The sequence below is a fragment of the Methylobacterium sp. J-048 genome (genome assembly GCF_022829515.1).
Classification (GTDB): domain Bacteria; phylum Pseudomonadota; class Alphaproteobacteria; order Rhizobiales; family Beijerinckiaceae; genus Methylobacterium.
The window spans coordinates 17,241-41,615 of record NZ_JAKSYL010000100.1; the positions used below are offsets into that span (position 1 = coordinate 17,241).

The following is a 24,375-nucleotide window of genomic DNA, read 5'->3' on the forward strand; positions in this document are numbered from 1 at the left end:
CGCCCGATGCCGCCGGCTCCGTGACAGCACGGCCCGACCGGAAAGCCGCAGGCCTTCAGGCCCCGGCGGAAAGGTGGGACGGTGACGCCGCGAGAGCGGACACCACGAGCCGCCGACCCGAGGGATGGAACGCGCGATGACGGATACGCGACCCGGCGCGGAGGCGAGCCGCCGCGACCTGCTGGCGGCTTCGCTGTTCGGAGCCCTGCCGCTTCTGCTGGCCGAGACCACGCAGGCCAGCCCGCTCAACCCCGAGCAGACCATCATCCTGGCGCCGGACGCGCTCCCGTGGATGCCGACGAAGGGCTATCCCGAGCGCAGCGCCGACCGTTGCGCGCTCACCGGGGACATCAACGGCACCGGCCTCTACTATACTTTGATCCGCTGGTGGCCGGGCTACATGAGCGCGCCGCACACCTATACGACGGACCGGTTCTGCATGATCCTGTCCGGCACGTGGTGGTGCAACAGCGGGCCGGATTTCGACCCTGCGGCCTGCGTGCCCGTGAAGGCCGGGAGCTTCGTGCGCCGGGTGGCGGGCACGCCGCATTATGACGGCGTGGTCCGCGACGGCGGCGAGCCGGCCGTGATCGCGATCTGCGGGGTGGCGCCGGTGAATTATGCGTTGGTCGACCCGTCGCAGCCGGGCTGGCGGCGGGTCTGACGCCGATCGCCCGGGCGCGATCGATTTGCGCGGACCTGCGTTGAACGCCCGGCAGCAGGGTACGGGAGCGGGGATTGGGCAATCGCTACGGGCTGGAGATCCGCGCCGCCGCGGGTCCCGACGCGCCGGGTCTCGCGGAGCTGCTGGGCGCGGCGGGCCTCGCGGTCGGCGCGGCGGATCTCGCGGCCCGGCTCGACGCGCTCCAGGGCAGCGGCGGCACGGCACTCGTGGCGGTGGAATGGGGTCCGCCGAGCGGGCTGATCGCGCTCGCTCCCATCCGCACCCTCGAGGCGTCGAGGGCGACGGGCCTGATCACGACCCTGGTGGTGGCGGCAGAGTCCCGGCGCCGGGGCATCGGCCGAGTGCTGCTGAAGGCGGCCGCGCGGGCGGCCCGGCAGGCCGGGTGCGAGCGGCTGGTCCTGAACATCGGGACCGGACAGGAGGCGCTGCACGCCTTCGCCGTCGCGGCGGGCTTTACGGACGACGGGCAGATCCTCGCGCGCCCGTTGCTCAAGCGGGGATCCGCGGAGACTTGAGATCCGCGACACCATGGGCACAGCCGGCAGCACATATCGGACGTTGACCCGGAGATACTGGAGTTCAACCGATGCTGCGATCCGAGACCCCACCCTCCCCGGGGAACCTGCAGGCCGATCCGCCGCCGGATTCCGACAACCCGACCTCGGCGCAGCTCAAGGGCGACATCGACAGCGGGCGGACCGGCGACAAGGTCCCGCATGTGGATGTCGGGGCCGCGCCGCTAGGCACCTGCGAGGAGGCCGGAGGAGCGCCGCCGACCTCGCAGGAAGTCCGCCTCGCGCGGCAGAACGAGCGGGCGCCTTCGGAGAAGGCGGCGGCCGGGATCATGCAGCAGCGCACGCCGTGGATCACGCCGGCCTTCGCGGGCGCCATCGCGGCGATCGCGGTGGTGCTGACCCTCGCCCTCTGGCTAACGCACTGAACGGGACGCCGCGGAATCCCGGGATGATGCAGGACGGCACGGTCCCGGGGAGGGCGGCTTAAAGGTCGATTCACGTCGATGCGGTTAGCGTCAGCTTACTGCAGTCTTGCGTAAACCGATCCTCATGCCCCCATCCGTCGACGCTCCGCCGGACCTGTCCGGGCTCCTCGAACTGGCACGGATCGAGAATCTCGATCTCAAGCCGGTGATCCTCCGGGTGCAGACCGATCTGTTCGTTCGGGCACCCGGCCGGGATCGAGCCGAGATCGAGATTTTCGAATCCCTGGCCTGCGGGCTGATCCCCCGGGTGGACGACGAGACCGCCCAGGTCGTCGCCAGCAAGCTCGCCCCCTTCCCTGAGACGCCGCCCGCCGTCCTGGAGGCACTCGCCATGCGGGGCGGCGCCGTCCGCGACACGGTGGTGACGCTCGCCCCGGTTCTGAGCCATCGCCTGATCGAGGCCGCGCTGGCCGACGGCTCCGACATCGCCGCCCGCATCGCCACCCGGGTCGGGCTGAGCCGCGAGGCGGTCGATGAGCTTTCCCGCGAAGGTCGCCCGGAGATCGACCTGGCGCTCGCCGCCAATGTCGGCATTACCCTGCGCGGGGCGGCGCTCGCCCGGCTCGTGAGCCGCGGCCGCAGCGTCGCCGAACTGGCGCGCCTGCTGCTGGCCCGCCCCGATGTCTCGGCCGCCGACCTCGTGCCCCTCTACCTGCATGCCGACCCGATCCGCCGCGAGGTGATCGGCCGGACCGTCGAGGCGACCGCCGCCCTGCGCCCCTGCCCGCCCCCGCCTCGCGGCCTCGGCGAGACCCTGACCGGCCTCTCGGCGTCACAGGATGTCCCGACCTTCATCGCGGCCCTGGCCGACGGCCTCGGCGTCGCCCATGATTTCCTCACCGTGGTCGCCGATCCGGGGGCACGCTACGACCTGCTGACGCTCGGCCTGCGCGCCGCCGGCCTGCACGAGGAGGAGGCGGTCTACATCTTCCTCACGCTGAACCAGGGCGTGGCGCGCTCAGCCGAACGGGTGGCCGGCCTGGTCCGCCTGTTCCGCACCGTGAGCCGGCCGGCCTCCCGCGACCTGATCGCGGCGATCCTCGATACCCCCCTGCCCGAGCGGGGCCGGAGCGAGGCCCACCAGCCGCTGCACGGACCGGAGGCCAAGCTGCGCCAGGGCCCCGAGCGCGCCGGCGTCCAGCGCCCGCCCCTGCCGATGCGCACTATCCGGGCGACCGGCGGCGAGGCCGGCTGAGGCACGGAAGGCAGGGATTCAAAAGGGCTCAGCCCTTTTGCGGGTGAAGGGCGGAGCCCTTCTTCATCAGGGCTTCGCCCTGACAACCCACCAAAAGGCTCGCCCTTTGGAAACCCGATGTTTCGCGTGGGATCAGCGCGGCTCCGCCGGACCATGCCAGGCGGGCTGCCGGTCGGCGGCTTCCAGCGTGTCGTTCGAGGCGGGCTCGTCCACGCCGGCGAGGCGGCTCAGCTCCGCCATCAGGCCCCGGGCCAGCACGGCGCGCACGGCCCGGTCGCGGGTCTCGGGCGGAACCGCGTCGAGGGCGGCCGGCAGCGTCGCCTTGGCGCCCGCGGCCACCGATCCCGTGAGCTTGCGGGTCTCCGCCGCCGGATCCGCAGCGTTGCGCAGAAGCGCCAGGTACGAGAGCGCGCCGATCACCAGCGCGGCGCGCAGCAGGAAGGTCATCGGACGGGCTCCTTCGCAGATCTCGACCGCGAAGATTCGCCGGGTTTCGTGAACTCCGCCTCAACCGCGTCGGGTTTTCGCGCGCCATGGTGAACGAAGCGCGTTCCGGGGTGGCTGGTTACCTTACGGAAAGCATCCCGCGCATTCGGCCAAGTCCCGCAACACTCGTTTAAGCCGCCCCTGCGACTGTCCGGTAGTCGTTTTGAAGTCGAGCCGGAGGCGCGGGAAATGTCGATTGGCATTCACCGCGGCGCGTGTGAGCCTTGCCTATTAAAAAAGCCCTGACTTCTCTGCTCGACGACCGCCTCGCGGGTCTCGTCCACGAATCCGTGGCGGACGACGCGAGCGTCCGGTTCCGGCACGAGCGCTTCCTGGTGTCGCGGCTGGCCACCGGCGTGGTGATGATGGCGGCGCTGCCGCCCTATCTGGTCTGGCGCGGCGTCCCGTCGGGCATCGAGGTGCTGGCGATCGCCAGCCTGCTGCTGCCGGTGCTGGCCGCGGTGCTGCTCGCCCGCACCGGATCCCTCTGGGTGGCGCACGCGGTCTCGTCGGCGGGCCTGACCGGACTGGTGGTCTGCCTCGCGGGCCTCACCGGCGGTGCCGCCTCCCCGGCCGCGGTCTGGCTGGTGGCGATCCCCCTGGAAGCCCTGGTCTCCGGCTCGATGCGCGCCACGGCTGCCGCCGCCTTCCTTGCCGTGCTCGGCGTCCTGGGCGTCGTCTCCCTCGGCACCTGGGCCGGCACCGTCCCGGTGATGGACATCTCCGCCAGCGTCGCCCTGCCGGTCTTCGCGATCACGGCGATCGGCCACGTCGCCGCCCAGGCCCTGGAGCACATGCGCAACGAGGGCGCCTGGCGGGAACGGCTCCGCGACAACGAGGCCCGTGACCGCCTGCTGCTCTCGGCCATCGACGACCTCGTCACCTGGCACGACCGCAACGGCCGCGTGCTGGAGGCCTCGGTCTCGGCGAGCCGCCTGGTCGGCAGCGATGCGGCGCGGCTGCGCGGCCACGGCCTGCTGGAGCGGGTCCACGTCGCCGACCGGCCGGCCTTCCTCAAGGCGGTGAGCGATGTCGCGGCGACCGGACAGCCCGCCACCCTGCCGCTGCGGCTGCATGTCGAGCCCGCAGCCGGCCGCCTGGATGGCGCCACCCTGATCCATGCCGAGATGCGCGCCCACCGGATCGCGCACGGCCCGCACGACAGTGCCATGACCGTCGTGGCGGTGACCCGCGACATGACCGAGCATCACCGCCACGCGGAGGAGCTGGAACGCGCCCGCGCCGAAGCCGAACGGGCCGACGCGATCAAGGGACGGTTCCTGGCCAACGTCACCCACGAGCTGCGCACGCCGCTCAACGCGATCATCGGCTTCTCCGAGGTGCTGGCCGGAGAAGGCGCGATCAGCCTCAGCCCGGACCAGGCCCGGGACTATGCCGGGATCATCGGCTCGTCCGGCCACCACCTGCTCGGCGTCGTCAACACCCTGCTCGACATGAGCCGGATCCAGAGCGGCAATTTCGACTACGCGCCGGAGACCTTCGACGCCGCTGCCCTGGTCCGGTCCTGCTGCGACCTGATGCGCCTCAAGGCGGAGACGGCCGGGATCACCCTGACGGCCGCCGTGCCGGGCCCGATCGAGATCACGGCCGATCCGAGCGCGTGCCGTCAGGTCTTGATCAACCTGATCTCGAACGCCGTGAAGTTCACCCCGCGGGGCGGCCGGGTCGACCTGTCCCTGCGTCCGGGCCCGGACGGGCTGGACATCGTCGTCGCCGATACCGGCGTCGGCGTCGGCGAGGGCGACCTGCCGAAGCTCGGCACGCCGTTCTTCCAGGCCGGGAGCGGCGGCTACAAGCGCCAGCACGAGGGGACCGGTCTCGGCCTCTCGGTGGTGCAGGGCCTCGTCGGCCTGCATGGCGGCGCCATGCTGATCGAGAGCGCCCCCCAGGCCGGGACGGCCGTGACCGTGACGCTGCCCTTCGTCTGCCGGGATCCGGCGGCCGCCGCCGGCCCCGCCCCGATCCGCACCGCCGTGCGTGGTGCGCCCCCCCCGCGCCGGTCGGTGGTGCGCCTGCCGCTCGGCCTGTTCGACGCGGAACCCGGCACCGCCCCGGAGCCGGCCCTGCGCCGCGCCGGCTGAGCCATCGATCCGCGAGAAGGAGACACGATGTCAGGCTACCGCGAGATCACCGTCCCGGGCGAGGCACGCTCCGCCCGTCGTCCGACGCCACGCCGCGCCGCCGCCCCGAGCGATTGGCGCGGCGTCCTCGTGGGGGCGATGAAGGCCACGGGTGCGTCGTGCCGGAACAGCCCCGGCACGGTGCTAAGCAGCGTCGTGGCCGTGGGCGCGGCGGGCTTCATCTGCTTCAACGCGCTGGGGCACCAGTCCGGCCGCCATCCGGCGCCGATCCTGCCCAAGGTCGCGGCGCAGAAGGCCCCCGCCCCGCGCGAGGCGGCCCCGAAGGAGGCGATCCGGGATGTCGTCAAGGAGCCGGCAGCGCCCGAGCGGGCCGCCGCCCCCGCCAAGCAGGCATCCCGGGACCCGATCGCCGAGCTGATCCGCTCCGACGAGACCACGGCCTCGGTGACGCCCCGGGCCATGCCGGCCCGGACCGCCGCCAAGCCGGCGCCGAAAGAAGCCTCCAAGGACACGTCGAAGACGGCGAAGCCCGAGACGAACGCGGATCCGGTGCTCAAGGCGCAGAAGGCGCTGTCGAAGCTCGGCTATCCGGTCAAGCCCGACGGCGCCATGGGGCCAGGCACACGGGCGGCGATCGAAAAATTCGAGCGCGGTGCCAAGCTGCCGGTGACCGGCGAGGCCGCCGGCCGGACCCTGCGCGCGTTGGTGTCCCGCGCCGGCCAGGGTTAGAGCATCATCCCGAAAGGCGGCCGCCGGCTTTCGGAAAAAGATGATGCGGCATCAGGGACCTACAGCATCGTACCGGTTCCGATATCCGGCACGATGCTGTAGGCGATCGAGACCGGCAGCGTCCCGCTTCCGGGAGGCCCGACACGCATGCGCCTGCGCTCCGATTTCTGGGTTTCCGCCCATCTGCGCCGCCTCGGGGTCGAGGGCATCCCGGCGGTGCAGCGACGGCGCGGCTCTCCGGAGGCCGGGGCGATCTTCGTGAAGGTCGACCGCCTCGACGGCACCGCCGACCTCTACGGCCCCGCCCCCCAGGCCCTGTTCGAGGCCGAGGACAGCGGCGATCGCCGCTTCACCGCGCTGGTCACGGGTGGCACGCCACTCGATGTCGAGGAGCGGCTGACGAAGGAAATCCGGTTCGATTCCGATCTCTGGATCATCGAGATCGACGACCGGCAGGGGCGGCATTTTCTGGAGCTTGCAGAGTAGTTTTTCAGCTCGCCGATCAGCGATATCATCGACACGGATCCGAGGTGCACCCGTCTTGATCTGGCCAATATGGTCCGCTGAAGCCGAGGCGAACTCGCAATCACGCGATTCAAACCGATCTGGTGGTCGAAATCCAACCCTTGGTGCCGGTCGCGAGAGGCTGCTTGCGACCGATGTCGGTTGCCCGAGCCGCTTTGCGTGCCCCTCTGGAACGGACGAGCACGATCGTTCCAGACCGCCGGACGGGCGTGGTCGTTGACAGGCAACCGCGCGCTGCTTACCTCAGCCATGGACGTGTAGAAGTCACAGCCCGGTCGGTAGTCCGGGTGGCTTAGCGCTCGTACATGGCGGCCGCCATCAGCGGCCGACTACCAGCGCGTCCTTTCCGATGAACAGGAAAGGTCTGTCCGATGAAGCTCAACCACATCAATCTGACGAGCATCGACGTCCCTGCTGACGTAGCGATGTTCGAGACCTATTTCGGGCTGCGCACGTCGGTGATGCGTGGGAAGGCACTTGCGGTCATGCACGACGACGACGGCATGCTGCTGGTCCTGAATGACTTCGCGAAAAAGCGGGGCAACTTCGCCTACCCCGAGGATAGTGATGTCCATCACATCGGTTTCATCCAAGACAGTCGGGATCAGGTCGATGCGCTGAACGCGCGCCTGAAGGTCGACGGCTGGGACGTGCCAGAGCCTCGCGATTACCACGGCGCCTGGACGTTCTACTTCAAGGCTAAGGGCGGCTATTTCGTCGAGGTCGCTACCCAGACCCAGCTCAGGAACGCTGATCCCACGGCGGCCTGACGAATCCACTGCGAACGGTGTATGCCGCCCCGTACGCGTGTTTCGTCGAACGTCCGCTTCTGCCGTTATCGCGCGGCGGAAGCGGACCGTCGCAGACCCACCCGTCGCGGACCTTACGGATGGGTCCCAAGCGCTCGATCTGGACCACGAGAGCCGCTCCCGATCGCGTCGCAATCGAGCTCGCCCCTCAGTCCTCGATTGAACCTGCTCACTTTCACCGAACCGAAATTCCCTTCGGCAGCGAGCGTTCAGGTCGTTCCGCCTACCCCCACAGATCCGCCTCCGGCGGGTGCACGATGCTGCCATCGTATCGCAGCGGCGGGTCGCGGTCGCGGGCGAGCAGCAGCGGGCCGTCGAGGTCGACGAAATCGGCCTGGGACGCCAACAGCGTGGCGGGCGCCATGCCGAGCGAGGTGCCGAGCATGCAACCGACCATCACGGACAGGCCGCGCGCCCGGGCCTCACGAGCCAGCAGCACCGCCTCGGTGAGGCCGCCGGTCTTGTCGAGCTTGATGTTGATCGCGTCGTAGCGACCGGCGAGCGCGTCGAGGCCGGCGCGGTCGTGCAGGCTCTCGTCGGCGCAGACCGGGACCGGGTGCGAGATCTCGGCGAGCAGGGCGTCGGCATCGGCCGGAAGCGGCTGCTCGATCAGCGCGACGCCGGCCTCCAGGCAGGCTGCGAGGTTGGCTTCCAGCGTCTCGGGCCGCCACGCCTCGTTGGCGTCGACGATCAGCCGGGAACCGGGCGCGCCGGCCCGCACGGCGGCGATGCGCTCGGGGTCGCCTTCCCCGCCGAGCTTGACCTTGAGCAGCGGCCGGTGGGCCGCCGTGCGGGCGGCCTCGCCCATGCTCTCCGGGGTGCCGAGGCTGAGCGTGTAGGCGGTCACCGCCGGCTGCGGCGCGGGCAGGCCGGCAATCTCCCAGGCGCGGCGGCCCTGAAGCTTGGCATCGAGGTCGAACAGGGCGCAATCCAGGGCGTTGCGGGCCGCGCCGGCCTTCATCCGCGCCGTGAGTTCGTCCCGCCCGATCCCGGCGCCGATCGCATCCGCCTGCGCCTCGATCAGGGCGACGACGCTCTCGACGCTCTCGCCGTAGCGCGGATAGGGCACGCATTCGCCGCGTCCGACCCCATTCGCGTCCGTGATGGTCGCCACCACCAAGGCGATCTCGGTGCGGCTGCCGCGGGAGATCGTGAACGCCCCAGCGATCGGGAAGCGCTCCACCGAAAGGGTCAGGCGGCGGGCCATGTCAGACCTCCGGGAAGTCGGAAACGATCCGGTCGACCAGCCCGGCGACGCCGAAGCGCACCGGGTCGGTGGCGGGCAGGCCGTGCTCCGCGGCGAGCTTTTCGAGAAGCGTCTTCGCCTCGCTCTCGCCGAGCGCCTGTGTGTTCACGGAGATGCCCACCGGGCGGATCGCCGGGTTGGTCAGGCTGCCGAGCTGCACCGTGAGGTCGATCACCTGCTGGAGGGTCGGGAGCGGGTGCTTCACGCCGCGCATGGTGCTGCGGGTGGGCTCGTGGCAGACCACGAAGGCGTCGGCCTGGGCGCCGTGCAGCAGGCCGAGGCTGACGCCCGCGAAGGACGGGTGGAACAGCGAGCCCTGGCCCTCGATCAGGTCCCAGTGATTCGGCGCGGCCTCGGGCGAGATCGACTCGACCGCGCCGGAGATGAAGTCGGCCACCACGGCGTCGATGGCGACGCCCTTGCCCGAGATGAACACGCCGGTCTGGCCGGTGGCGCAGAAATCGGCGTCGAGGCCGCGCTCGCGCATGCCGCGCTCCAGGGCCAGCACGGTGTACTTCTTGCCGACCGAGCAGTCGGTGCCGACGGTGAGCAGGCGCCGGCCCGCGCGCTTGGTGCCCTTGCCGGTGGGGAAGCGCTCGTCGGTGTGGCGAACGTCGTGGAGCTGGCGGCCGCGCCGGGCGGCGGCCTCGGCGATGGCCGGGACCGCGCCGAGCTTGACGTGCAGGCCGCTCGCCACGTCGAGCCCGGCCTCGATCGCCCCCACGATCTCCTTCACCCAATGGTCCGGCAGGACGCCGCCGGCGTTGACGACTCCGATCACCAGGGTCCGGCAGCCCTTGGCCAGGGCCTCGGGCAGGGTCATGTCGGGGATGCCGAGATCGGCGGCGCAACCGGGCAACCGCATCTGGCCGACGCACCAGTCCGGGCGCCAGTCCTTGATGCCGTAGGCGGTCTTGGCCGCCAGCGTGTCGGGCACGTCGCCCAGGAACATCAGATAGGGCGTAGCGATCTGCATCGGTCGAAAAGCCTTCTGGGGAAGCCGGCGCTCCGTCTATGCGGGATCGCGGCCGCTAGGCGCAATGCACGATGGCGGCCAGGACGGTGGACGCCGCCTCCGCCGGGCGCATCGCCGGCATGCGGCACCGGGTTGCTGCGGCGACGGATTTATCCGCGGCATTCTCACTCGCAGCCTGCAAGACCCGGAACGAGCCGCCTCCGAGCGTGATTGCCGATGCACCCGGTGCTCCCGATTCGCGACTTGTGCCGATCGAGCTGCCGTCCGCAACCGGAGGCCCTCCGATGATCTTCATGACCGACGCCGCCGGTGCCCTGACCTATGTCAGCTCCGAATGGCACGGCCTCACCGGGCAGGACAGCCGCAAGGCCGTCGGGCAGGGCTGGTTCGAGCGGCTCAACACCGAGGACGGCGCGGTGCTGCGGGCGGTCATCAAGGAGGCGGCGCAGGCCCAGGCGGAGTTCGTCGTGCGGTTTCGCCTGGCCCGCGACGGGGGTGGCTCCATCTGGGCGGCGGCCGGCGCGGTGCCGTCCTACGGGCCTCCGAATCACACCTTCCTGGGCTTTCTCGGCTCGATCACCGAACTGGCCCCCGGCGGGAGCGAGACCGAGGCGCAGGGCGGCCTCGGCCGCTTCGTGCCGCCGCCGCCGCGCTCTTCGACGGCCCCGGTCTCGACCCTCGACCTCGTCGCCGACCATCTGCTGATCGCGCACGGCCTGATCGAGGTGGATGGCGGCAAGTCGGCGCTGGCGCCCCTGCGCGAGGCCCTGTTCCGGGTTGGCCAGGAGATCGCTCAGAAGATGGCGGTCACGCCTGCCCCGGCGACGATCGAGAACGGCGAGACGCTTCACTGAGACCGGCCCCGCGCTTACCGGGACCGGTCCTGACGTGACGGATCAGGCGGCGCGTCGTCGCGCGACCGCGGCCTCGTCCGACACGGTCTCGATCGGAGCGAGGACGCCGGTGGCCCGGACCATCCCCTCGGCACCCCAGAGTGCCCCCGGGCGCAGCTCCAGGCCGAGGAAACGGGCGCGCTCGAACGGGCCCGGCAAAGTGAGACCCTCCGCCAGCACAGGATCGAAGCCGAACCGGACGTAGTACGGCGCATCGCCGACCAGCAGCACGGCGCCGTGGCCCAGCGACTCGGCCCGCCCGAGGGCGGCCTGCATCATCACCGAGCCGAGCCCCTGGCCCTGGATCTCCGGATCGACCGCGAGCGGTCCCAGCAGCAGCGCCGGGCGGGCGAGCCCGGCCTCGACGTGCCACAGCCGCAATGTGCCGACGAGGCGGCCGCGCCGGGTCGCCGCGAAGGCGAGGCCGCGCGCGGGCAGACGCCCCTCGCGCAGGCGCTCCGACGTCTTGGCGCGTCGGTTGCCGGCAAAGCACGCGTTGAGCAGGCGCTCGCGCGCCGGGACGTCCTGGATGCGCTCCGCGCGGATCTCGATCATGGCGGTGCCCTCCCCGGGCCGACAAGCGGGAGAAGCGTTCTTGGATGGCGGGCCGAGGGCGCCCCATCCCTGCACGTTTGGGGATCGATGCCCGGCGGCCAGGGGCCGCCGGAACAGTCCGAAAAGAATCAGATGACGATCTGCTGAAGGGGCGGGAAGCCGTTGAAGGCCACCGCCGCGTAGGTCGTGGTGTAGGCGCCCGTGCCCTCGATCAGGACCTTGTCGCCGATCGAGAGCGAGACCGGCAGCGGGTAGAGCTGCCGCTCGTAGAGCACGTCCACCGAGTCGCAGGTCGGCCCGGCGATGACGCAGGGCTCGGTCCGGTCCCCGTCGCGGGTGGTGCGGATCGGGTAGCGGATCGACTCGTCCATGGTCTCGGCCAGGCCGCCGAACTTGCCGATGTCGAGATAGACCCAGCGCACCTCGTCGGCATCAGCGGACTTCTTCGACACCAGCACGACCTCGGCCTCGATCAGGCCGGCATTGCCGACCATGCCGCGGCCCGGCTCGATGATCGTCTCCGGGATCCGGTTGCCGAAATGCTTGGTCAGGCCGCGGAAGATCGCCTCGCCGTAGCTCTCCACGCCCGGCACCGCCTTGAGGTACTTGGTCGGGAAGCCGCCGCCGAGGTTGACCATCGACAGGAAGATGCCGCGCTCGGCGCATTCACGGAAGATCGCCGCCGCGGAACCCAGCGCCCCGTCCCAGGCCTCGGTGTTGCCCTGCTGCGATCCGACATGGAACGAGATGCCGTAGGCCTCGAGCCCCTGCCGGTGGGCATGCTCGAGCACGTCGGTGGCCATCTCGGGCACGCAGCCGAACTTGCGCGACAGCGGCCAGTCGGCACCGGCGCCGTCGCACAGGATGCGGCAGAACACCCGCACATCGGAGGCCGCGATCTCCACGGCCTCGGCGGCCCGGGCGATCTTGTCGACCTCGGCCTGGCAATCCACCGCGAACAGGCGGATGCCGAGCTTCAGCGCGCGGCGGATGCAGCGCTCCTTCTTGATGGTGTTGCCGAAGGAGATCCGGTCCGGGGTCGCGCCGGCGGCCAACGCCATCTCCATCTCGGCCACCGAGGCGGTGTCGAAGCAGGAGCCCATCTCGGCGAGCAGGCGCAGCACCTCGGGGGCCGGGTTGGCCTTCACTGCGTAGAACACGCGGGTGTCCGGCAGGGAGCGCGCGAAGGCGGTGTAGTTGTCGCGCACGACGTCGAGGTCGAGGACCATCACGGGTCCCTCGTCCTGACCGAGGTCACGGCGCACGCGCAGGAAATCACGGATGCGATCGGTCATGGTCGTCTCCCGGCACGGGTTCGCGAGCGCCCGTCCTGCGGGCGCGCTGTCGATGTGACGGCCCAACGGGCCGCCGGCGTCAGGGGGCGATGCGTCGCGCGGACCCACGCGCTTTGGAGACGCGTCGATCCATGCGGGCGCAGAGCACCCGGAAGCTGCCGTGGATTGGAAGGGAGGACCCCACCGCACGCCGGGCAAAGAGAAACAAGCCTCTTCGGTGCCGGCCTTTGGAGGGCCGACGAGACCAAAAAAGCCCGTTCGTCGTTGCTTTAAGCTGCGTCCCCCGTGGAGAGCGGGGTTCGCCGGTTTCGCCTCCGGCTGCCGGTTGTTGTCGGGGTCCGGTGTTGCCACCTGGATGCCGGCCGTAGGGATCCACCCTTGCGACCATCGATCCTTTAAGACCCCTGGCGGCTGTCCGGCAGTTGACCGGATGCCCACCAACCGGCACGCGGCCACAGGCACGTGCGAAATTGGGCAGGGCGCATATACGCAGAACGGCCCCCGACAACAAGGGGATCGGGGGCCGATCGACCCGCATTTCCCCACGCGATCGTCCCTGCCTCCCGGCCGTTGCATAAACGACGCATTCCGATCGCGCGGCAGGCTCGCACGGGCTTCCCAAGCGGACCGGAAGCGGGCATCTGACCGCCGGAGCGATGTCCTTTAGACGAGCGTGCGATGGCCGGGCCGAACAGATCGAGAGCCGAGCCCGATCGCGTCGCCATCGCGCCCGGGTCCTTGTCTTTATATGACCGCCTGCGCCGAACCGGCCTGGGCGCCGGCGCGACGGCCCGGGCGTGAGCGCCCCCGTGAACGCCCCCGTCGGCGTGCCCGTGCGCGACCCGCGCGCAGACGGGCTTCCGGAGCCGGTGATCCGCACGGCCGGCCTCGCCGATCTCGACGCCCTGGTCGCCCTGGAGCACGCCGCCTTCGCCACCGACCGGGCCGAGCGCCGGGCGATCCGCCACGCGATCCTGTCCCCCAGCATGGATGTGCTGGCAGCCCTGATCGCGGGGCCGGACGGGGACCGGGAGCCGGTGCTCGTCGGCGCGGCTGTGCTGGAGCGCCGCCGCGGCAGCCGGATCGCCCGCCTCGCCTCGATCGCGGTGGCGCCCAACCGCGGCGGCCTCGGGCTCGGCGGCAAGCTCCTCGACGCCGCGGAGGCCCAGGCCCGCGCCCATGGCTGCGACCGCCTGCGCCTCGAAGTCCGCGCCGATAACGGGGCCGGCATCCGCCTGTACGAGCGCCGGGGCTACACCCGCTTCGCCGTGCAGCCCGCCTATTATGAGGACGGGATGGAGGCCTGGCGCTACGAGCGCGGGTTGTAGGGGCTCTTCGGCCCTCGCCCTGTTCCCGCCCTGTTAGGAGAGTCTTACGGGTCCCTGCCTACATCCCTGGGGCAGCCCGAAAAAACCTCGCCGCGCATGAGGCGCCGTCCATGGCCGTGATCGCCGCCTTCGTGATCAATGCGGGGCTGAACTTCGTCCTCGGACTGCTGATCGCCCAGTTGCTCGGGCCGGCCGATTTCGGCCGGTTCGCGCTGGCGACCACCGGGGCGATCGTGCTGAACACGGTGCTGTTCGAGTGGCTGCGGCTCTCGGCGACGCGGTTCTATTCAGGACGCGTGCGCGTGGACGAGCCCTGGATCCGCCACGGGCTCGACCGGGCCTATCTGCGCATCGGCCTGTTGCTGCTCGCCGCGGCTTCTCTCTGCGGGGCGTTCGGCTTCGGCGGCGGGGCGGCCGGACGCGAGGCGGTCCTGTGCGGCACGGGGCTCGCCGCCCTCGGCATCGGGGTGTTCGATTACCACGCGGCCCTGGCCCGGGCCCGGTTCGACGGAAAACTCTATCTCGGGCTCGTGGCGGTCAAGAACGTCCTGGCCTTCGTGCTGATGGCCGCGGCCGCGTGGTGGCTGCCGCAGCCGGCCTGGGTGCTGGCGGCGGCGGGGCTCAGCCAGCTCGCCGCGGTCTTCCTGCTGCGCCACCCGCTGCGCGATCCCAGGATGCCGTTCGAGCGGCCGCGCCTCGGCCCGACCTGGGGCATCTTCGCCCGCTACGGCCTGCCGCTGATCGCGGCCAACACTGCCTACCAGTGCCTCGCCTTCGTGAACCGGGGCGCGATCGCCGGCCATGCCGGTTTCGCCGAGGCCGGCTATTTTGCGCTGGCCGCCGACGTCACCTCGCGCTCGCTGATGACGCTCGGCACCGCGCTGGACCTGCTGCTGTTCCAGTTCGCCGTCCAGGCCGAGGAGCAGCTCGGCCGCGCGGCCGCCGAGGCGCAGGTCGCCGAGAATGCAGGCACGGTGTTCGCCCTGCTGGCGCCCTGCGCGGTCGGTTTCTGGGCGGTCCTGCCGGCGCTCCAGGGGCTGGTCGTGCCCGAGGCCTATCGCGGCCCGTTCGAGAGCTACAGCGTCGCGCTGATGCCCGGCCTGTTCTGCCTGTCGATGATGTTCTACGCCCTCAACCCGGTCTTCCAGATCCGCCGCCGGACCTTTCCGGTGATCGCCGCCGCGCTGGTCGGGCTCGCGGTCAACGGCGCCGGCCTGCTGCTCCTGCCCGAGCTGATGGGCGGGATGGGCGTCGCCCTGGCCCAGACCCTGGGTCTCGCCGCCGCCGCGCTCTGGCTCGGCTGGCGGGCGCTGACCGGCCCCGAGCGGATCCTGCTGCCCTGGGGCCAGATCGGCGCCGCGACCCTCGCCGGCGGGGCGATGGGCCTCGCGCTGGCGCCGTTCCGGCACCTGCCGCCCGCCGCCGCCCTGGCGGTGCTGGTCCCGGCCGGGGCGGCGCTCTACGGGGCGCTGGTCTGGATCTTCGACATCGCCGGCCTGCGCCGGCAGGTCGCCGCGCGCCTGCGCCCGAACCGGACCATCGCGGCGGAGTAGCCGCCTCCGGCTTTTCAACTTTCGCGGACCTGCAACCCCGCGACGCCGCCTCCGCTTGAATCCGCCGCCGGTTCCGGCGAAACCGGTTCTGGAACAAGTCCAAAAAGAACCGGGGCGGAGACGATGGGCGGCTACGAGCCCGGCACCGAGGCGGAGGCCGAGGAGATCGTGCGGGCAGCAGCCGGGCGCGGCGAACGCCTGCGTCTGGCCGGCGGCGGCACCGCGTCGGGGCTCGGGCGGCCCGCGCAGGACAATGCGACGCTCTCCGCTCATAAGCTCACCGGCGTGACGCTCTACGAGCCCGCCGAGATGGTGGTGGCGGCGCGCGCCGGCACGCCGCTCGCCGAGGTCGAGGCGTTGCTCGCCTCCCGGGGCCAGATGCTGCCGTTCGAGCCGATGGATTTTCGCAAGGTCTACGGCACCGAAGGCGAGCCGACGCTCGGCGCCGTGGCGGCGACCAACAATGCCGGCCCCCGCCGGATCAATGCCGGGGCGGCCCGGGACAGCCTGATCGGCGTGCGCTTCGTCAACGGGCGCGGCGAGGCGATCAAGTCGGGCGGCCGGGTGATGAAGAACGTCACCGGTCTCGACCTGGTGAAGCTGATGGCCGGCGCCCACGGCACCCTCGGGCTGCTGACCGAGGTTACCTTCAAGGTGCTGCCGGCCTGCGAGCGGGTCGCCACCCTGGTGTTCTCCGGCCTCGACGACGCCCGCGCCATCGCGGCCCTGGCGGCGGCCCTCGGCTCGCCCTTCGAGCTCACCGGCGCGGCGCATCTGCCCGCGGGGATCGATGCCCCCGAGGCCCGGACGCTGATGCGGCTCGAAGGGTTTTCGGACTCGATCGACTACCGCACCGGCGAGTTGCGCCGCCTGCTCAAGCGCTTCGGAACGCCCGAGGTTCTCGAGGGCGAGGCCGGCACCGCCCTATGGCAGGCGGTGCGCGATGCCGCCCCCCTGGCCGAGCCCCGCGACCCGGCCCTCTGGCGGATCTCGACCGCCCCCACCCACGGGCCGGCCCTGGTGGCGGCGATCGCGGCCCAGCGCGAGGCCCGCTGGTTCTACGATTGGGGCGGCGGCCTGATCTGGCTCGCCACCGAGTCCGCGGGGGATGCTGGGGCCGCCATCGTGCGCGCCGCCCTGCGGGACCAGGGCGGCCACGCGACGCTGGTGCGCGCCCCCGATCCCGTGCGGGCGGCGGTGCCGGTGTTCCAGCCCCTGGCGGAACCGCTGATGCGGATCACCGCCGGGATCAAGACGGCGCACGATCCCGCCGGGGTGCTGAACCCGGGCCGGATGTACGCGGGGGTGTAGATCGGTCCCTCCCCGCCCGGAGAGGAGAGCAGCAGGAAGGCATCGTGCAGACCAATTTCAACCTCGCCCAGCTCGCCGATCCCGCCATGGCGGCATCCGAAAAAATCCTGCGGACCTGCGTGCATTGCGGCTTCTGCACCGCGACCTGCCCAACCTACCTGCTGCTCGGCGACGAGCTCGATTCCCCGCGCGGGCGGATCTACCTGATCAAGGACATGCTGGAGGGCGGCAAGCCGGCCTCGCAGGAGGTGGTCAAGCACATCGACCGCTGCCTCTCCTGCCTGTCCTGCATGACCACCTGCCCGTCGGGGGTGCATTACATGCACCTCGTCGACCACGCCCGGGCGCATATCGAGACGACTTTTACGCGCCCCGCGGGTGACCGGCTCCTGCGCGCCCTGCTGGCGCAGGTCCTGCCCTATCCCAACCGGTTCCGGCTGGCGCTGATCGCCGCCAAGCTCGGCGCGCCGTTCCGCGGGCTCGTGGCGCGGCTGCCCCGGGTGGGCAACCGGCTGGCCGCGATGCTCGACCTCGCCCCGGCCCGCTTGCCCGGCAGCGAGCCGACCAACCGGGCCGGCCGCTTCGCGCCGGAAGGCGGGGCCGCGACCAAGCGCGTCGCCCTGCTGCGCGGCTGCGCCCAAAGCGTCCTGCGGCCGGATTTCAACGCGGCGGCGATCCGGCTGCTCAACCGGCATGGGATCGAGGTGGTCCATGCCGAGGAAGGCTGCTGCGGGGCGCTGACCCACCACATGGGCAAGGAGGCCTCGTCCCACGCCCTGGCCAAGCAGGCGATCGACGCCTGGGACGCGGAGATCGCCAAGGGCCTCGACGCGATCCTGGTCACCGCCTCGGGCTGCGGCACGACGATCAAGGATTACGGCTTCCTGTTCCGCGACGACCCGGCCTATGCCGAGAAGGCGCAGCGGGTCTCGAGTCTCGCGAAGGACGTGACCGAATACGTGGCCCAGCTTGAGCTGGCCGCGACCGTGGAAAGCGACCTCGTGGTGGCCTACCACTCGGCCTGCTCGATGCAGCACGGCCAGGGCATCCGGACCGAGCCGAAGACCCTGCTCAAGCGCGCCGGCTTCACCGTGAAGGACGTGCCGGAGGGTCATATCTGCTGCGGCTCGGCCGGGACCTACAACATCCTGCAGCCCGAGCTCGCCGCGAAGCTGCGCGCCCGCAAGGTCGCCAATATCGAGCGCATCCGCCCCGACGTGATCGCCACCGGCAATATCGGCTGCGCCACGCAGATCGGGAAGGGCACCGGCATCCCGATCGTGCACACGGTGGAGCTGCTCGACTGGGCCACCGGCGGCCCGAAGCCGGCGGCGCTCCATGGCGTCGCGCCGCGGTTGGAGGCGGCGGAATAGGGCTGCGGCCGGATACGGGCGCCTACCATTCCCTTCTGCGGGCTATCAGATTCACGCGCTTCCAGATGAAGCGCGGGTTCCCCTCTCCCCGCACGCGGGGAGAGGCCCGCACGGACCCCGTCGTCCGTGCGGGAAGCGCAGGCGTAGCCGGAGCGGCGGTGAGGGGGCTTGAGCGGATGAGGCTCGTCCTGAGCCGCCCCCTCACCCTCGGCTGCCGCCTCGCCGCGCCGACGACGAGGTCGTCGCGGCCCTCTCCCCGCAAGCGGGGCGAGGGATTCGCTGCCCGTAAAACGCAGCTAAAGCTCGGATCATCGCGCAAAAAATTTCCCGCCAGCGCCGGAGCGCCCACCCTCGCGCCATGACGATACCGTGACATCGTCCCGCGCTTGACCCTTGCCAAATCCCCGCGGCCGTCTGTAATGATACTGACCCTTCTCCGGTCCCGCCGGCCGTCGTAACGGCTTGCGGACGCGGCCGAATTCCTTCGAGAAAACGGACGCGGCGTCGCGGCTGGCTTTTTTGCCCGCCTGGCGACGACGGGTGTTTTCCCGATCGGGCAGGTGTCGCACGACGCGGTGGAGCTGTTCCGCCGCATCCAGGAATTCACGGCCGGTCTCACCCGGCCGAGATTGTTTCGCGAGGTCGGAACCAGGATGAACGGACGCACGGCTCAGCATGGCGCTGCGCGTGCCCCGGAGGCGCAGGACCTGCGTCGCACCGGCCCGTTCCGCCTACCGGCCAAGTTCAACCCCAGGCGCCCAGGGCGCCGAACGGCGGTTGACGGCAATTTCCCCTCGAACCCAGCCGCCTCGGTGACGAGGCCGGCTCCATGCCAGGCCACAAGCAGGTCGGGCGAGGCGCCGCCGGGACCACGGGCACGGAGAACGACGTCGGCCGCCATGCCGAGAGTCCGACATGGCCAACAAAATGCTGATCGACGCGATGCACCCGGAGGAGACCCGGGTCGTCACGGTCCATGGGTCTAGGGTCGAGGAGTTCGACTTCGAGGCCGCCAACCGGCGCCAGCTGCGCGGCAACATCTATCTCGCCAAGGTCACCCGGGTGGAGCCGTCGCTGCAGGCGGCGTTCGTCGAGTACGGCGGCAACCGCCACGGCTTCCTCGCCTTCAACGAGATCCACCCCGACTATTACCAGATCCCGCTCGCCGATCGGCAGGCGCTGCTCGAGGACGAGGCCCGCGACGCCGAGGAGCACCGCGAGCGCGAGGAGCGCCGTCGCCGGTCGCCCCGCCGGTCCCGCGGCCGCCGCGCCGAGGCCCGCTCCCGCACCGACGATACGGTGAGCGCCGAGGACGCGCCCGAGACATCGCAGGATCACGAGGCCCAGCAGGATTCGGAGCTGCCGCAGGCCGCCGGGTCTTCGGACGTCGAGACTGCGCAGGCCGAGAATCACGCCGAGGGGCACGAGACCCCGGCCGCCCAGGCCGGGCAGCCCGACACCCTCGCCGAGAACCCGGAAGCCGTACGGGAGGCCATTGCCTCCGAAACCGCTGCCGGGGACATCCCCGCGCAGGCTGCCGAGGCCGTGCCGGCGACCGAGCCCACGGCTGGGGCCGAGGCGCAGCCCGAGCAGCCGTCGGCTGACCGCGACGAGGCTGTCGAGGCCGTGGTCGCGGTGGCCGAGGCCCTGACCGTCGCCGACGCGCCTGCCGAGACGATCGCCGAGGATGCCGCTGAGGCGTCGTCCGGCCGGAGCGGGTCCGCGATCGGAGAGGCCGACGACGAGGCTGATCTGGAGGACGAGGACTCCGAGGACGACGAGGACGAAGACGATTCGGACGAGGATGACGAGGACGAGTCCGACGAGGAGTCGGATGAGGATTCCGACGATCCCGATGCCGAGCCCCGGATCGCCCAGGTCGGCGGCAACGGCGACGCGCTGGCGGAGATCCCGGAGCGGCCCCGCCACTATCGCCGCCACTACAAGATCCAGGAGGTGATCAAGCGCCGCCAGATCATCCTGGTGCAGGTCGTCAAGGAAGAGCGCGGCACCAAGGGCGCGGCGCTCACCACCTACCTGTCGCTCGCCGGCCGCTACTCGGTCCTGATGCCCAACACCGGCCGCGGCGGCGGCATCTCCCGGAAGATCACCTCGGCGGCCGACCGCAAGCGCCTCAAGGAGGTCGTGGCCGATCTGGAGGTGCCGGACGGCATGGGCGTGATCCTGCGCACTGCCGGCGCCTCGCGCTCCAAGCCCGAGATCGCCCGGGACTTCGAGTACCTGATGCGGCTCTGGGAGTCGGTCCGCGAATTGACCCTGACCTCGATGGCCCCGGCCCTGGTCTACGAGGAAGGCTCGCTGATCAAGCGCGCCATCCGCGACCTGTACAACAAGGACCTGGACGAGGTTCTGGTCTCCGGCGAGGAGGCGTATGCCGAGGCCAAGGACTTCATGCGGATGCTGATGCCCGGCCAGTCCAAGGTCGTGAAGCCCTATCGCGATTCGACGCCGATCTTCGCCCGCTTCGGCGTCGAGCAGCAGCTCGACGCGATGTTCTCGACCCACGTCTCTCTGAAATCCGGCGGCTACCTGGTGATCAACCCGACCGAGGCGCTGGTCTCGATCGACGTGAACTCGGGCCGCTCGACCCGCGAGCACGACATCGAGGACACCGCCCTGCGGACGAACTTGGAGGCGGCCGAGGAGGTCGCCCGCCAGCTGCGCCTGCGCGACCTCGCGGGCCTGATCGTCATCGACTTCATCGACATGGAGGAGAAGCGCAACAACCGCGCGGTCGAGAAGAAGCTCAACGACTGCCTGAAGAACGACCGCGCTCGCATCCAGGTCGGCCGGATCTCGCCCTTCGGCCTGATGGAGATGAGCCGCCAGCGCATCCGCACCGGCGTGCTCGAATCGTCCTCGATCCCGTGCGTGCATTGCGGCGGCTCGGGCTACGTACGGGCCACCGCCTCGGTGGCGCTCCACATCCTGCGCTCCATCGAGGAGGCGCTGCTCAAGTCAGCGTCCCACAACCTGATCTTGCGCACCCGGACCGAGGTGGCGCTCTACATCCTCAACCAGAAGCGCGGGCACCTGCGCGAGCTGGAAATCCGCTTCGGCGTCACGATCACGATCGCGGCCGACGAGCGGCTGGCAGTGACCACCGCGTTCCAGCTCGACCGTGGCGAGCCGGCCCAGCGCGCGGAAGGCCCGGTCACCGGCGTGCGTGCGCAGGCGATCTCGCCGTCCATGGAGTTCGAGGACGAGGACGACGTCGAGGAGACCGACGAGGCCGAGGCGGATGCCGAGGGCGAGTCCGAGGAGGGCCGGGCCGAGGCGCGCGAGGACGGATCGCGTGACGAAGGCGCCCGCGAAGACGGCACGCGCGACGAGGGCGACGGCCGCCGCCGCCGCCGTCGGCGCCGCCGGCGCGGCGGCCGCCAGGATGGTCGGTCCGAGGAGGGCCAGGCCGAAGAAGGCCAGACCGAGGGCGAGCGTCAGGACGAGGACGATCAGGACGAGGAGCGCGGCACCGAGGACGAGCCCGAATCCGACGCGGCCGGCGAGACCCCGATCGCGGCTGTGGCCTCCGAGGGCGGTGAGCCCGGCGAGGCCGTCGCCGGCCCGGACGAGGCCGCCCGGACCGAGGAGGATGGCACCCGCCGCCGCCGCCGCGGCCGCCGGGGCGGTCGCGGCCGCGCCGAGGGCCGCATCCGCGAGGGCGGCGACTCGGACGGGTCCGCCGAGACGGATTCCGATGCGGTCGCCCTGTCGGCCGAGGAGCCGGTGAGTGCGGAGGCGGTGGCCGAGGCGGTCGAGGCCGCGCCGTCCCCCGTCCATGACGAGGTCGCCGTCGACCTGCCGGTCGCGGCCGCGCCGGAGCCCAGGGAGCGGGCCGAGGCACAAGCCGTAGAGGCCCCGCCCGAGGCGGCGCCGACGGAGGCCGCACCGCCGCGCGAACCCGTGGCGGTGGTGCTGACCCAGCCCAGCGATCCCGACCGGCCCAAGCGCGCCGGCTGGTGGTCCCGCACCAAGGCCGCCCTCACCGGCGAGTGAGATGCGCCGTCGCCCCCGGACGAAATCGTCCGGAGGCGACGGCGGGCAGCCGGGAAACGGATGCCTTTGTCCAATTCCAATAAGGGATGGTTATCCTTCATCTTCGGTTGAAGGTTCCGTGCGAATATGGCCCCCGAATCGACGTTCGCAGGAGCCTCCGCATGTTGAGTTTGCGCCGCAAGCGCCCGGCCCAGGACCCGGCCGGGTCCGCGGCGACGGCCGATGCTCAGACCGCCTCGCCCGTCGCAACACCCGTGGCCGCGGTCCAGCAAGCCGCCGCCCCCGATCGCGAATTGATGACGCTCCTGGCGCGCCTGTCGGCCGCGGCCTCCGATGCCGGCACCTCGATCGGCTGGATGACGCACGACGCCTCCGGCACCGCCGAACAGGCCCGGCTGATCGCCGCCGCCAGCGAGGAACTCGCCGCCAGCACCAGCGAGATCGCGGCCCGCTCCTCCTCGGCCGCCGAGACCGCCGAGACCGCCCGCGCCGGCATCGCCACCTGCGTCGACGACCTGCAACGCGCCAGCGACGGCATGCGCGGGATCGAGCAGGGCACCGAGGAGATCGGCAGCCGTCTCGACAGCTTCTCGGCGGCCGCCCTGCGGATCGAGGAGATGGCCGGGACCATCGCGGCGATCTCGGCCCAGACCAATCTGCTCGCGCTCAACGCGACCATCGAGGCCGCGCGGGCCGGCGAGGCCGGCCGAGGCTTCGCGGTTGTTGCCGCGGAAGTGAAGATGCTCTCCGCGCAGACCGCGAAGGCGACCGACGAGATCCGCGCCCGGCTCGGCGGTCTTCGCGAGGAAATGGCGGCGATGCAGGCGGCGGTGACGCGCAGCCGCAGCGCCGTCGAGACCGGCGCCGCCGCGATGGTGCGGGCCAATGTCCGGGTCGAGGCGGAGAGCGGCGCCGTCGCCACGGTGGCGGCGCAGATGCGCGAGGCCTCCGAGATCATGGGCCAGCAGATCCAGGCCACCGGCGAGATCGCCCGGAGCGTCGGCCGGATCGCGGAAGGCACCGACAAGGGCCGCCGGGAGATCGGCGACGCGCTGGGCCAGCTCGACCGGATCGAGGATCTGGGCCGCACCCTTCTCGACCGGCAGGCCGGGGACGACGCGGCGATGCGGCTCGCCCGCATCCCGGCCGATTGTGCCGCCTGGCGCCGCGCCATGGCGGCGACCCTGGTGGGGATGCGCTCGGCCGACACGCCGCCGGTCGGCATCCCGGCCGATCCGAGCCGTCCGGCCGCCGTGGAATCGGCCCTGACGCAGGCTCGGGATCTCGCCGCTTCCCTGGCCCGGCACATCCGCGCCCAGGCCTGGGACGAGGCGACCACGGCGTTTACCAGCTTCGAGGCGGCCCTGGTCGAGGCCAAGGCGGCGGCCGGAGCCTAACGCTCGGGTTTACGGTCCGACCAGCCCGTCCAGGCGCATGCGGGTGATCCGAGCGACCTCTTCCAGGGCGGTTGCTTCTTCGAGCGTCGGGTCCCGGGCGAGGCGTTCCTCGAACACGGCCAGGATCTCGGCCCGGCCGCGCCCGCGCACCGCGATGATGAACGGGAAGCCGAACCGCGCCCGGTAGGCCGCATTCAAGCGGTCGAAGGCGGCCGCCTCTTCCGCGGTGATGCGGTCGAGGCCGGCGCTGCCCTGCTCGCTCGCGGACTCCGTCGTCAGGCTGCGGGCCCGGGCCTCCGGGCCGGCAAGGTCGGGATGGTTGTTGAGGAACGCGCGGCGCCGCTCGGCCGACGCGGCGCGGACCGCCTGCATCATCGCGTCGTGCAGGGCGCCCACGCTGGCGAAAGGCCGGTGCGGCCAGGCGGCCTCCGCAACCCAGGGCGCGTGCTCGAACACGCCGCCGAGCAGTGCCACGAAGCCCTCCGCCTCCATCCGGTTGACCGATGCGAGATCGGGCATGGCCTCAGCTGCCGCGATAGGTGGTGAAGCTGGCGGGCGCGCACAGCATCGGCACGTGGTAGTGCTGCTGGGCGTCGAAGATCGCGAAGCGGACCACCGGATCGTCGATGAAGATGTCGGCCTCGGCGGTGCCCGGACGCTGCCTGAAATAATCTCCGACGTGGAAGACAAGCTCGTATTGGCCGGTCCTCGCCTCGCTCGCCGGCAGGATCGGCGCATCGGTGCGCCCGTCCGCGTTGGTGACCACGCTCCGCACCAGCCGCCACGTCGTGCCCTCCAGGATCGAAAAGTCGATCCGCACGCCCGCAGCGGGGCGGCCGCGATCGGTGTCGAGCACATGGGTCGAGATGCCGGCCATGGATGCGAGGTCCCGGAGGATGG

The 24,375-nt window shown here is 71.3% G+C and carries 23 protein-coding genes; 15 read left to right on the plus strand and 8 right to left on the minus strand.

What is annotated here, in order from left to right; genetic code table 11:
- The first annotated feature begins 136 nt into the window (after positions 1-136).
- The 4 genes from MKL09_RS07195 (at position 137) to MKL09_RS07210 (ending at position 2,880) form a co-directional block, all read left to right on the plus strand.
- Positions 137-664: a hypothetical protein gene (locus MKL09_RS07195; protein ID WP_244019182.1), complete on the plus strand. Its 528-nt coding sequence runs from the start codon at positions 137-139 to the stop codon at positions 662-664.
- A 74-nt stretch (positions 665-738) separates the two neighbouring features.
- Positions 739-1,200, plus strand: a complete 462-nt coding sequence (locus MKL09_RS07200) for a GNAT family N-acetyltransferase (RefSeq protein ID WP_244019183.1) — start codon at positions 739-741, stop codon at positions 1,198-1,200.
- Between the two features lie 71 nt (positions 1,201-1,271).
- Positions 1,272-1,625, plus strand: a complete 354-nt coding sequence (locus tag MKL09_RS07205) for a hypothetical protein (RefSeq protein ID WP_244019184.1) — start codon at positions 1,272-1,274, stop codon at positions 1,623-1,625.
- A 124-nt stretch (positions 1,626-1,749) separates the two neighbouring features.
- A complete protein-coding gene (locus MKL09_RS07210; protein WP_244019185.1) occupies positions 1,750-2,880 on the plus strand; it encodes a DUF2336 domain-containing protein in 1,131 nt (376 codons plus the stop codon).
- A 132-nt stretch (positions 2,881-3,012) separates the two neighbouring features.
- Here the strand turns inward: MKL09_RS07210 and MKL09_RS07215 are convergent, their stop codons facing one another.
- Positions 3,013-3,327, minus strand: a complete 315-nt coding sequence (locus tag MKL09_RS07215; protein WP_244019187.1) for a hypothetical protein — start codon at positions 3,325-3,327, stop codon at positions 3,013-3,015.
- Between the two features lie 263 nt (positions 3,328-3,590).
- On the opposite strand from MKL09_RS07215, the gene MKL09_RS07220 reads away from it, so the two are divergent.
- The 4 genes from MKL09_RS07220 to MKL09_RS07235 all read left to right on the plus strand — a co-directional run bounded on the left by MKL09_RS07220 (position 3,591) and on the right by MKL09_RS07235 (position 7,492).
- Complete coding sequence (locus MKL09_RS07220; protein ID WP_244019188.1) at positions 3,591-5,468, plus strand: PAS domain-containing sensor histidine kinase; 1,878 nt, start codon at positions 3,591-3,593, stop codon at positions 5,466-5,468.
- 27 nt (positions 5,469-5,495) lie between these two features.
- Positions 5,496-6,197: a peptidoglycan-binding domain-containing protein gene (locus MKL09_RS07225; RefSeq protein WP_244019189.1), complete on the plus strand. Its 702-nt coding sequence runs from the start codon at positions 5,496-5,498 to the stop codon at positions 6,195-6,197.
- A gap of 147 nt (positions 6,198-6,344) precedes the next feature.
- Positions 6,345-6,683: a DUF1491 family protein gene (locus MKL09_RS07230; RefSeq protein WP_244019190.1), complete on the plus strand. Its 339-nt coding sequence runs from the start codon at positions 6,345-6,347 to the stop codon at positions 6,681-6,683.
- A gap of 410 nt (positions 6,684-7,093) precedes the next feature.
- Positions 7,094-7,492, plus strand: coding sequence for a VOC family protein (locus MKL09_RS07235; protein ID WP_244019191.1), 399 nt, complete (start codon positions 7,094-7,096; stop codon positions 7,490-7,492).
- Between the two features lie 262 nt (positions 7,493-7,754).
- On the opposite strand, the gene dgcA is transcribed toward MKL09_RS07235, so the two are convergent.
- Both dgcA and dgcN read right to left on the minus strand, forming a co-directional pair.
- Positions 7,755-8,738, minus strand: a complete 984-nt coding sequence (dgcA, locus tag MKL09_RS07240) for an N-acetyl-D-Glu racemase DgcA (RefSeq protein WP_244019192.1) — start codon at positions 8,736-8,738, stop codon at positions 7,755-7,757.
- Between the two features lies 1 nt (position 8,739).
- Entirely contained in the window at positions 8,740-9,753 is a 1,014-nt protein-coding gene (gene dgcN, locus MKL09_RS07245; protein ID WP_244019193.1) for an N-acetyltransferase DgcN, read from the minus strand.
- Between the two features lie 284 nt (positions 9,754-10,037).
- Between dgcN and MKL09_RS07250 the strand changes: the two genes are divergently transcribed.
- Complete coding sequence (locus MKL09_RS07250; RefSeq protein WP_244019194.1) at positions 10,038-10,607, plus strand: PAS domain-containing protein; 570 nt, start codon at positions 10,038-10,040, stop codon at positions 10,605-10,607.
- Between the two features lie 42 nt (positions 10,608-10,649).
- On the opposite strand, the gene MKL09_RS07255 is transcribed toward MKL09_RS07250, so the two are convergent.
- Positions 10,650-11,201: a GNAT family N-acetyltransferase gene (locus tag MKL09_RS07255; RefSeq protein ID WP_244019195.1), complete on the minus strand. Its 552-nt coding sequence runs from the start codon at positions 11,199-11,201 to the stop codon at positions 10,650-10,652.
- A 128-nt stretch (positions 11,202-11,329) separates the two neighbouring features.
- Positions 11,330-12,496, minus strand: coding sequence for a type III PLP-dependent enzyme (locus MKL09_RS07260; protein WP_244019197.1), 1,167 nt, complete (start codon positions 12,494-12,496; stop codon positions 11,330-11,332).
- Positions 12,497-13,329: 833 nt separating this feature from the next.
- On the opposite strand from MKL09_RS07260, the gene MKL09_RS07265 reads away from it, so the two are divergent.
- From MKL09_RS07265 to glcF, 4 genes are all read left to right on the plus strand, one after another.
- Positions 13,330-13,824 carry a GNAT family N-acetyltransferase gene (locus MKL09_RS07265; protein WP_244019318.1) on the plus strand — a complete coding sequence of 165 codons (495 nt, stop codon included), beginning with the start codon at positions 13,330-13,332 and terminating at the stop codon, positions 13,822-13,824.
- Between the two features lie 110 nt (positions 13,825-13,934).
- Positions 13,935-15,377 (plus strand): lipopolysaccharide biosynthesis protein, encoded by a 1,443-nt coding sequence (locus MKL09_RS07270; protein WP_244019198.1) that lies wholly within the window; start codon positions 13,935-13,937, stop codon positions 15,375-15,377.
- Between the two features lie 123 nt (positions 15,378-15,500).
- Positions 15,501-16,688, plus strand: a complete 1,188-nt coding sequence (locus tag MKL09_RS07275; RefSeq protein ID WP_244019199.1) for an FAD-binding protein — start codon at positions 15,501-15,503, stop codon at positions 16,686-16,688.
- Between the two features lie 44 nt (positions 16,689-16,732).
- Positions 16,733-18,061 carry a glycolate oxidase subunit GlcF gene (gene glcF / locus MKL09_RS07280; protein WP_244019200.1) on the plus strand — a complete coding sequence of 443 codons (1,329 nt, stop codon included), beginning with the start codon at positions 16,733-16,735 and terminating at the stop codon, positions 18,059-18,061.
- A 308-nt stretch (positions 18,062-18,369) separates the two neighbouring features.
- Here the strand turns inward: glcF and MKL09_RS07285 are convergent, their stop codons facing one another.
- On the minus strand, positions 18,370-18,738 hold the full coding sequence (locus MKL09_RS07285; RefSeq protein ID WP_244019201.1) for a hypothetical protein: 369 nt from the start codon (positions 18,736-18,738) through the stop codon (positions 18,370-18,372).
- 238 nt (positions 18,739-18,976) lie between these two features.
- Here MKL09_RS07285 and MKL09_RS07290 point away from each other — a divergent pair, with 238 nt between their 5' ends.
- Positions 18,977-22,078, plus strand: coding sequence for a ribonuclease E/G (locus MKL09_RS07290; protein ID WP_244019202.1), 3,102 nt, complete (start codon positions 18,977-18,979; stop codon positions 22,076-22,078).
- 161 nt (positions 22,079-22,239) lie between these two features.
- The gene (locus MKL09_RS07295) at positions 22,240-23,475 is read left to right on the plus strand and encodes a methyl-accepting chemotaxis protein (RefSeq protein ID WP_244019203.1); all 1,236 of its coding nucleotides are present in this window, start codon (positions 22,240-22,242) and stop codon (positions 23,473-23,475) included.
- A 9-nt stretch (positions 23,476-23,484) separates the two neighbouring features.
- Here MKL09_RS07295 and uraD read toward each other — a convergent pair whose 3' ends face one another.
- Together uraD and uraH are read right to left on the minus strand one after the other, a co-directional pair.
- Positions 23,485-23,994: a 2-oxo-4-hydroxy-4-carboxy-5-ureidoimidazoline decarboxylase gene (gene uraD / locus MKL09_RS07300; RefSeq protein WP_244019205.1), complete on the minus strand. Its 510-nt coding sequence runs from the start codon at positions 23,992-23,994 to the stop codon at positions 23,485-23,487.
- Positions 23,995-23,998: 4 nt separating this feature from the next.
- The gene (gene uraH / locus MKL09_RS07305; RefSeq protein ID WP_244019207.1) at positions 23,999-24,352 is read right to left on the minus strand and encodes a hydroxyisourate hydrolase; all 354 of its coding nucleotides are present in this window, start codon (positions 24,350-24,352) and stop codon (positions 23,999-24,001) included.
- Between the last annotated feature and the right edge of the window lie 23 nt (positions 24,353-24,375).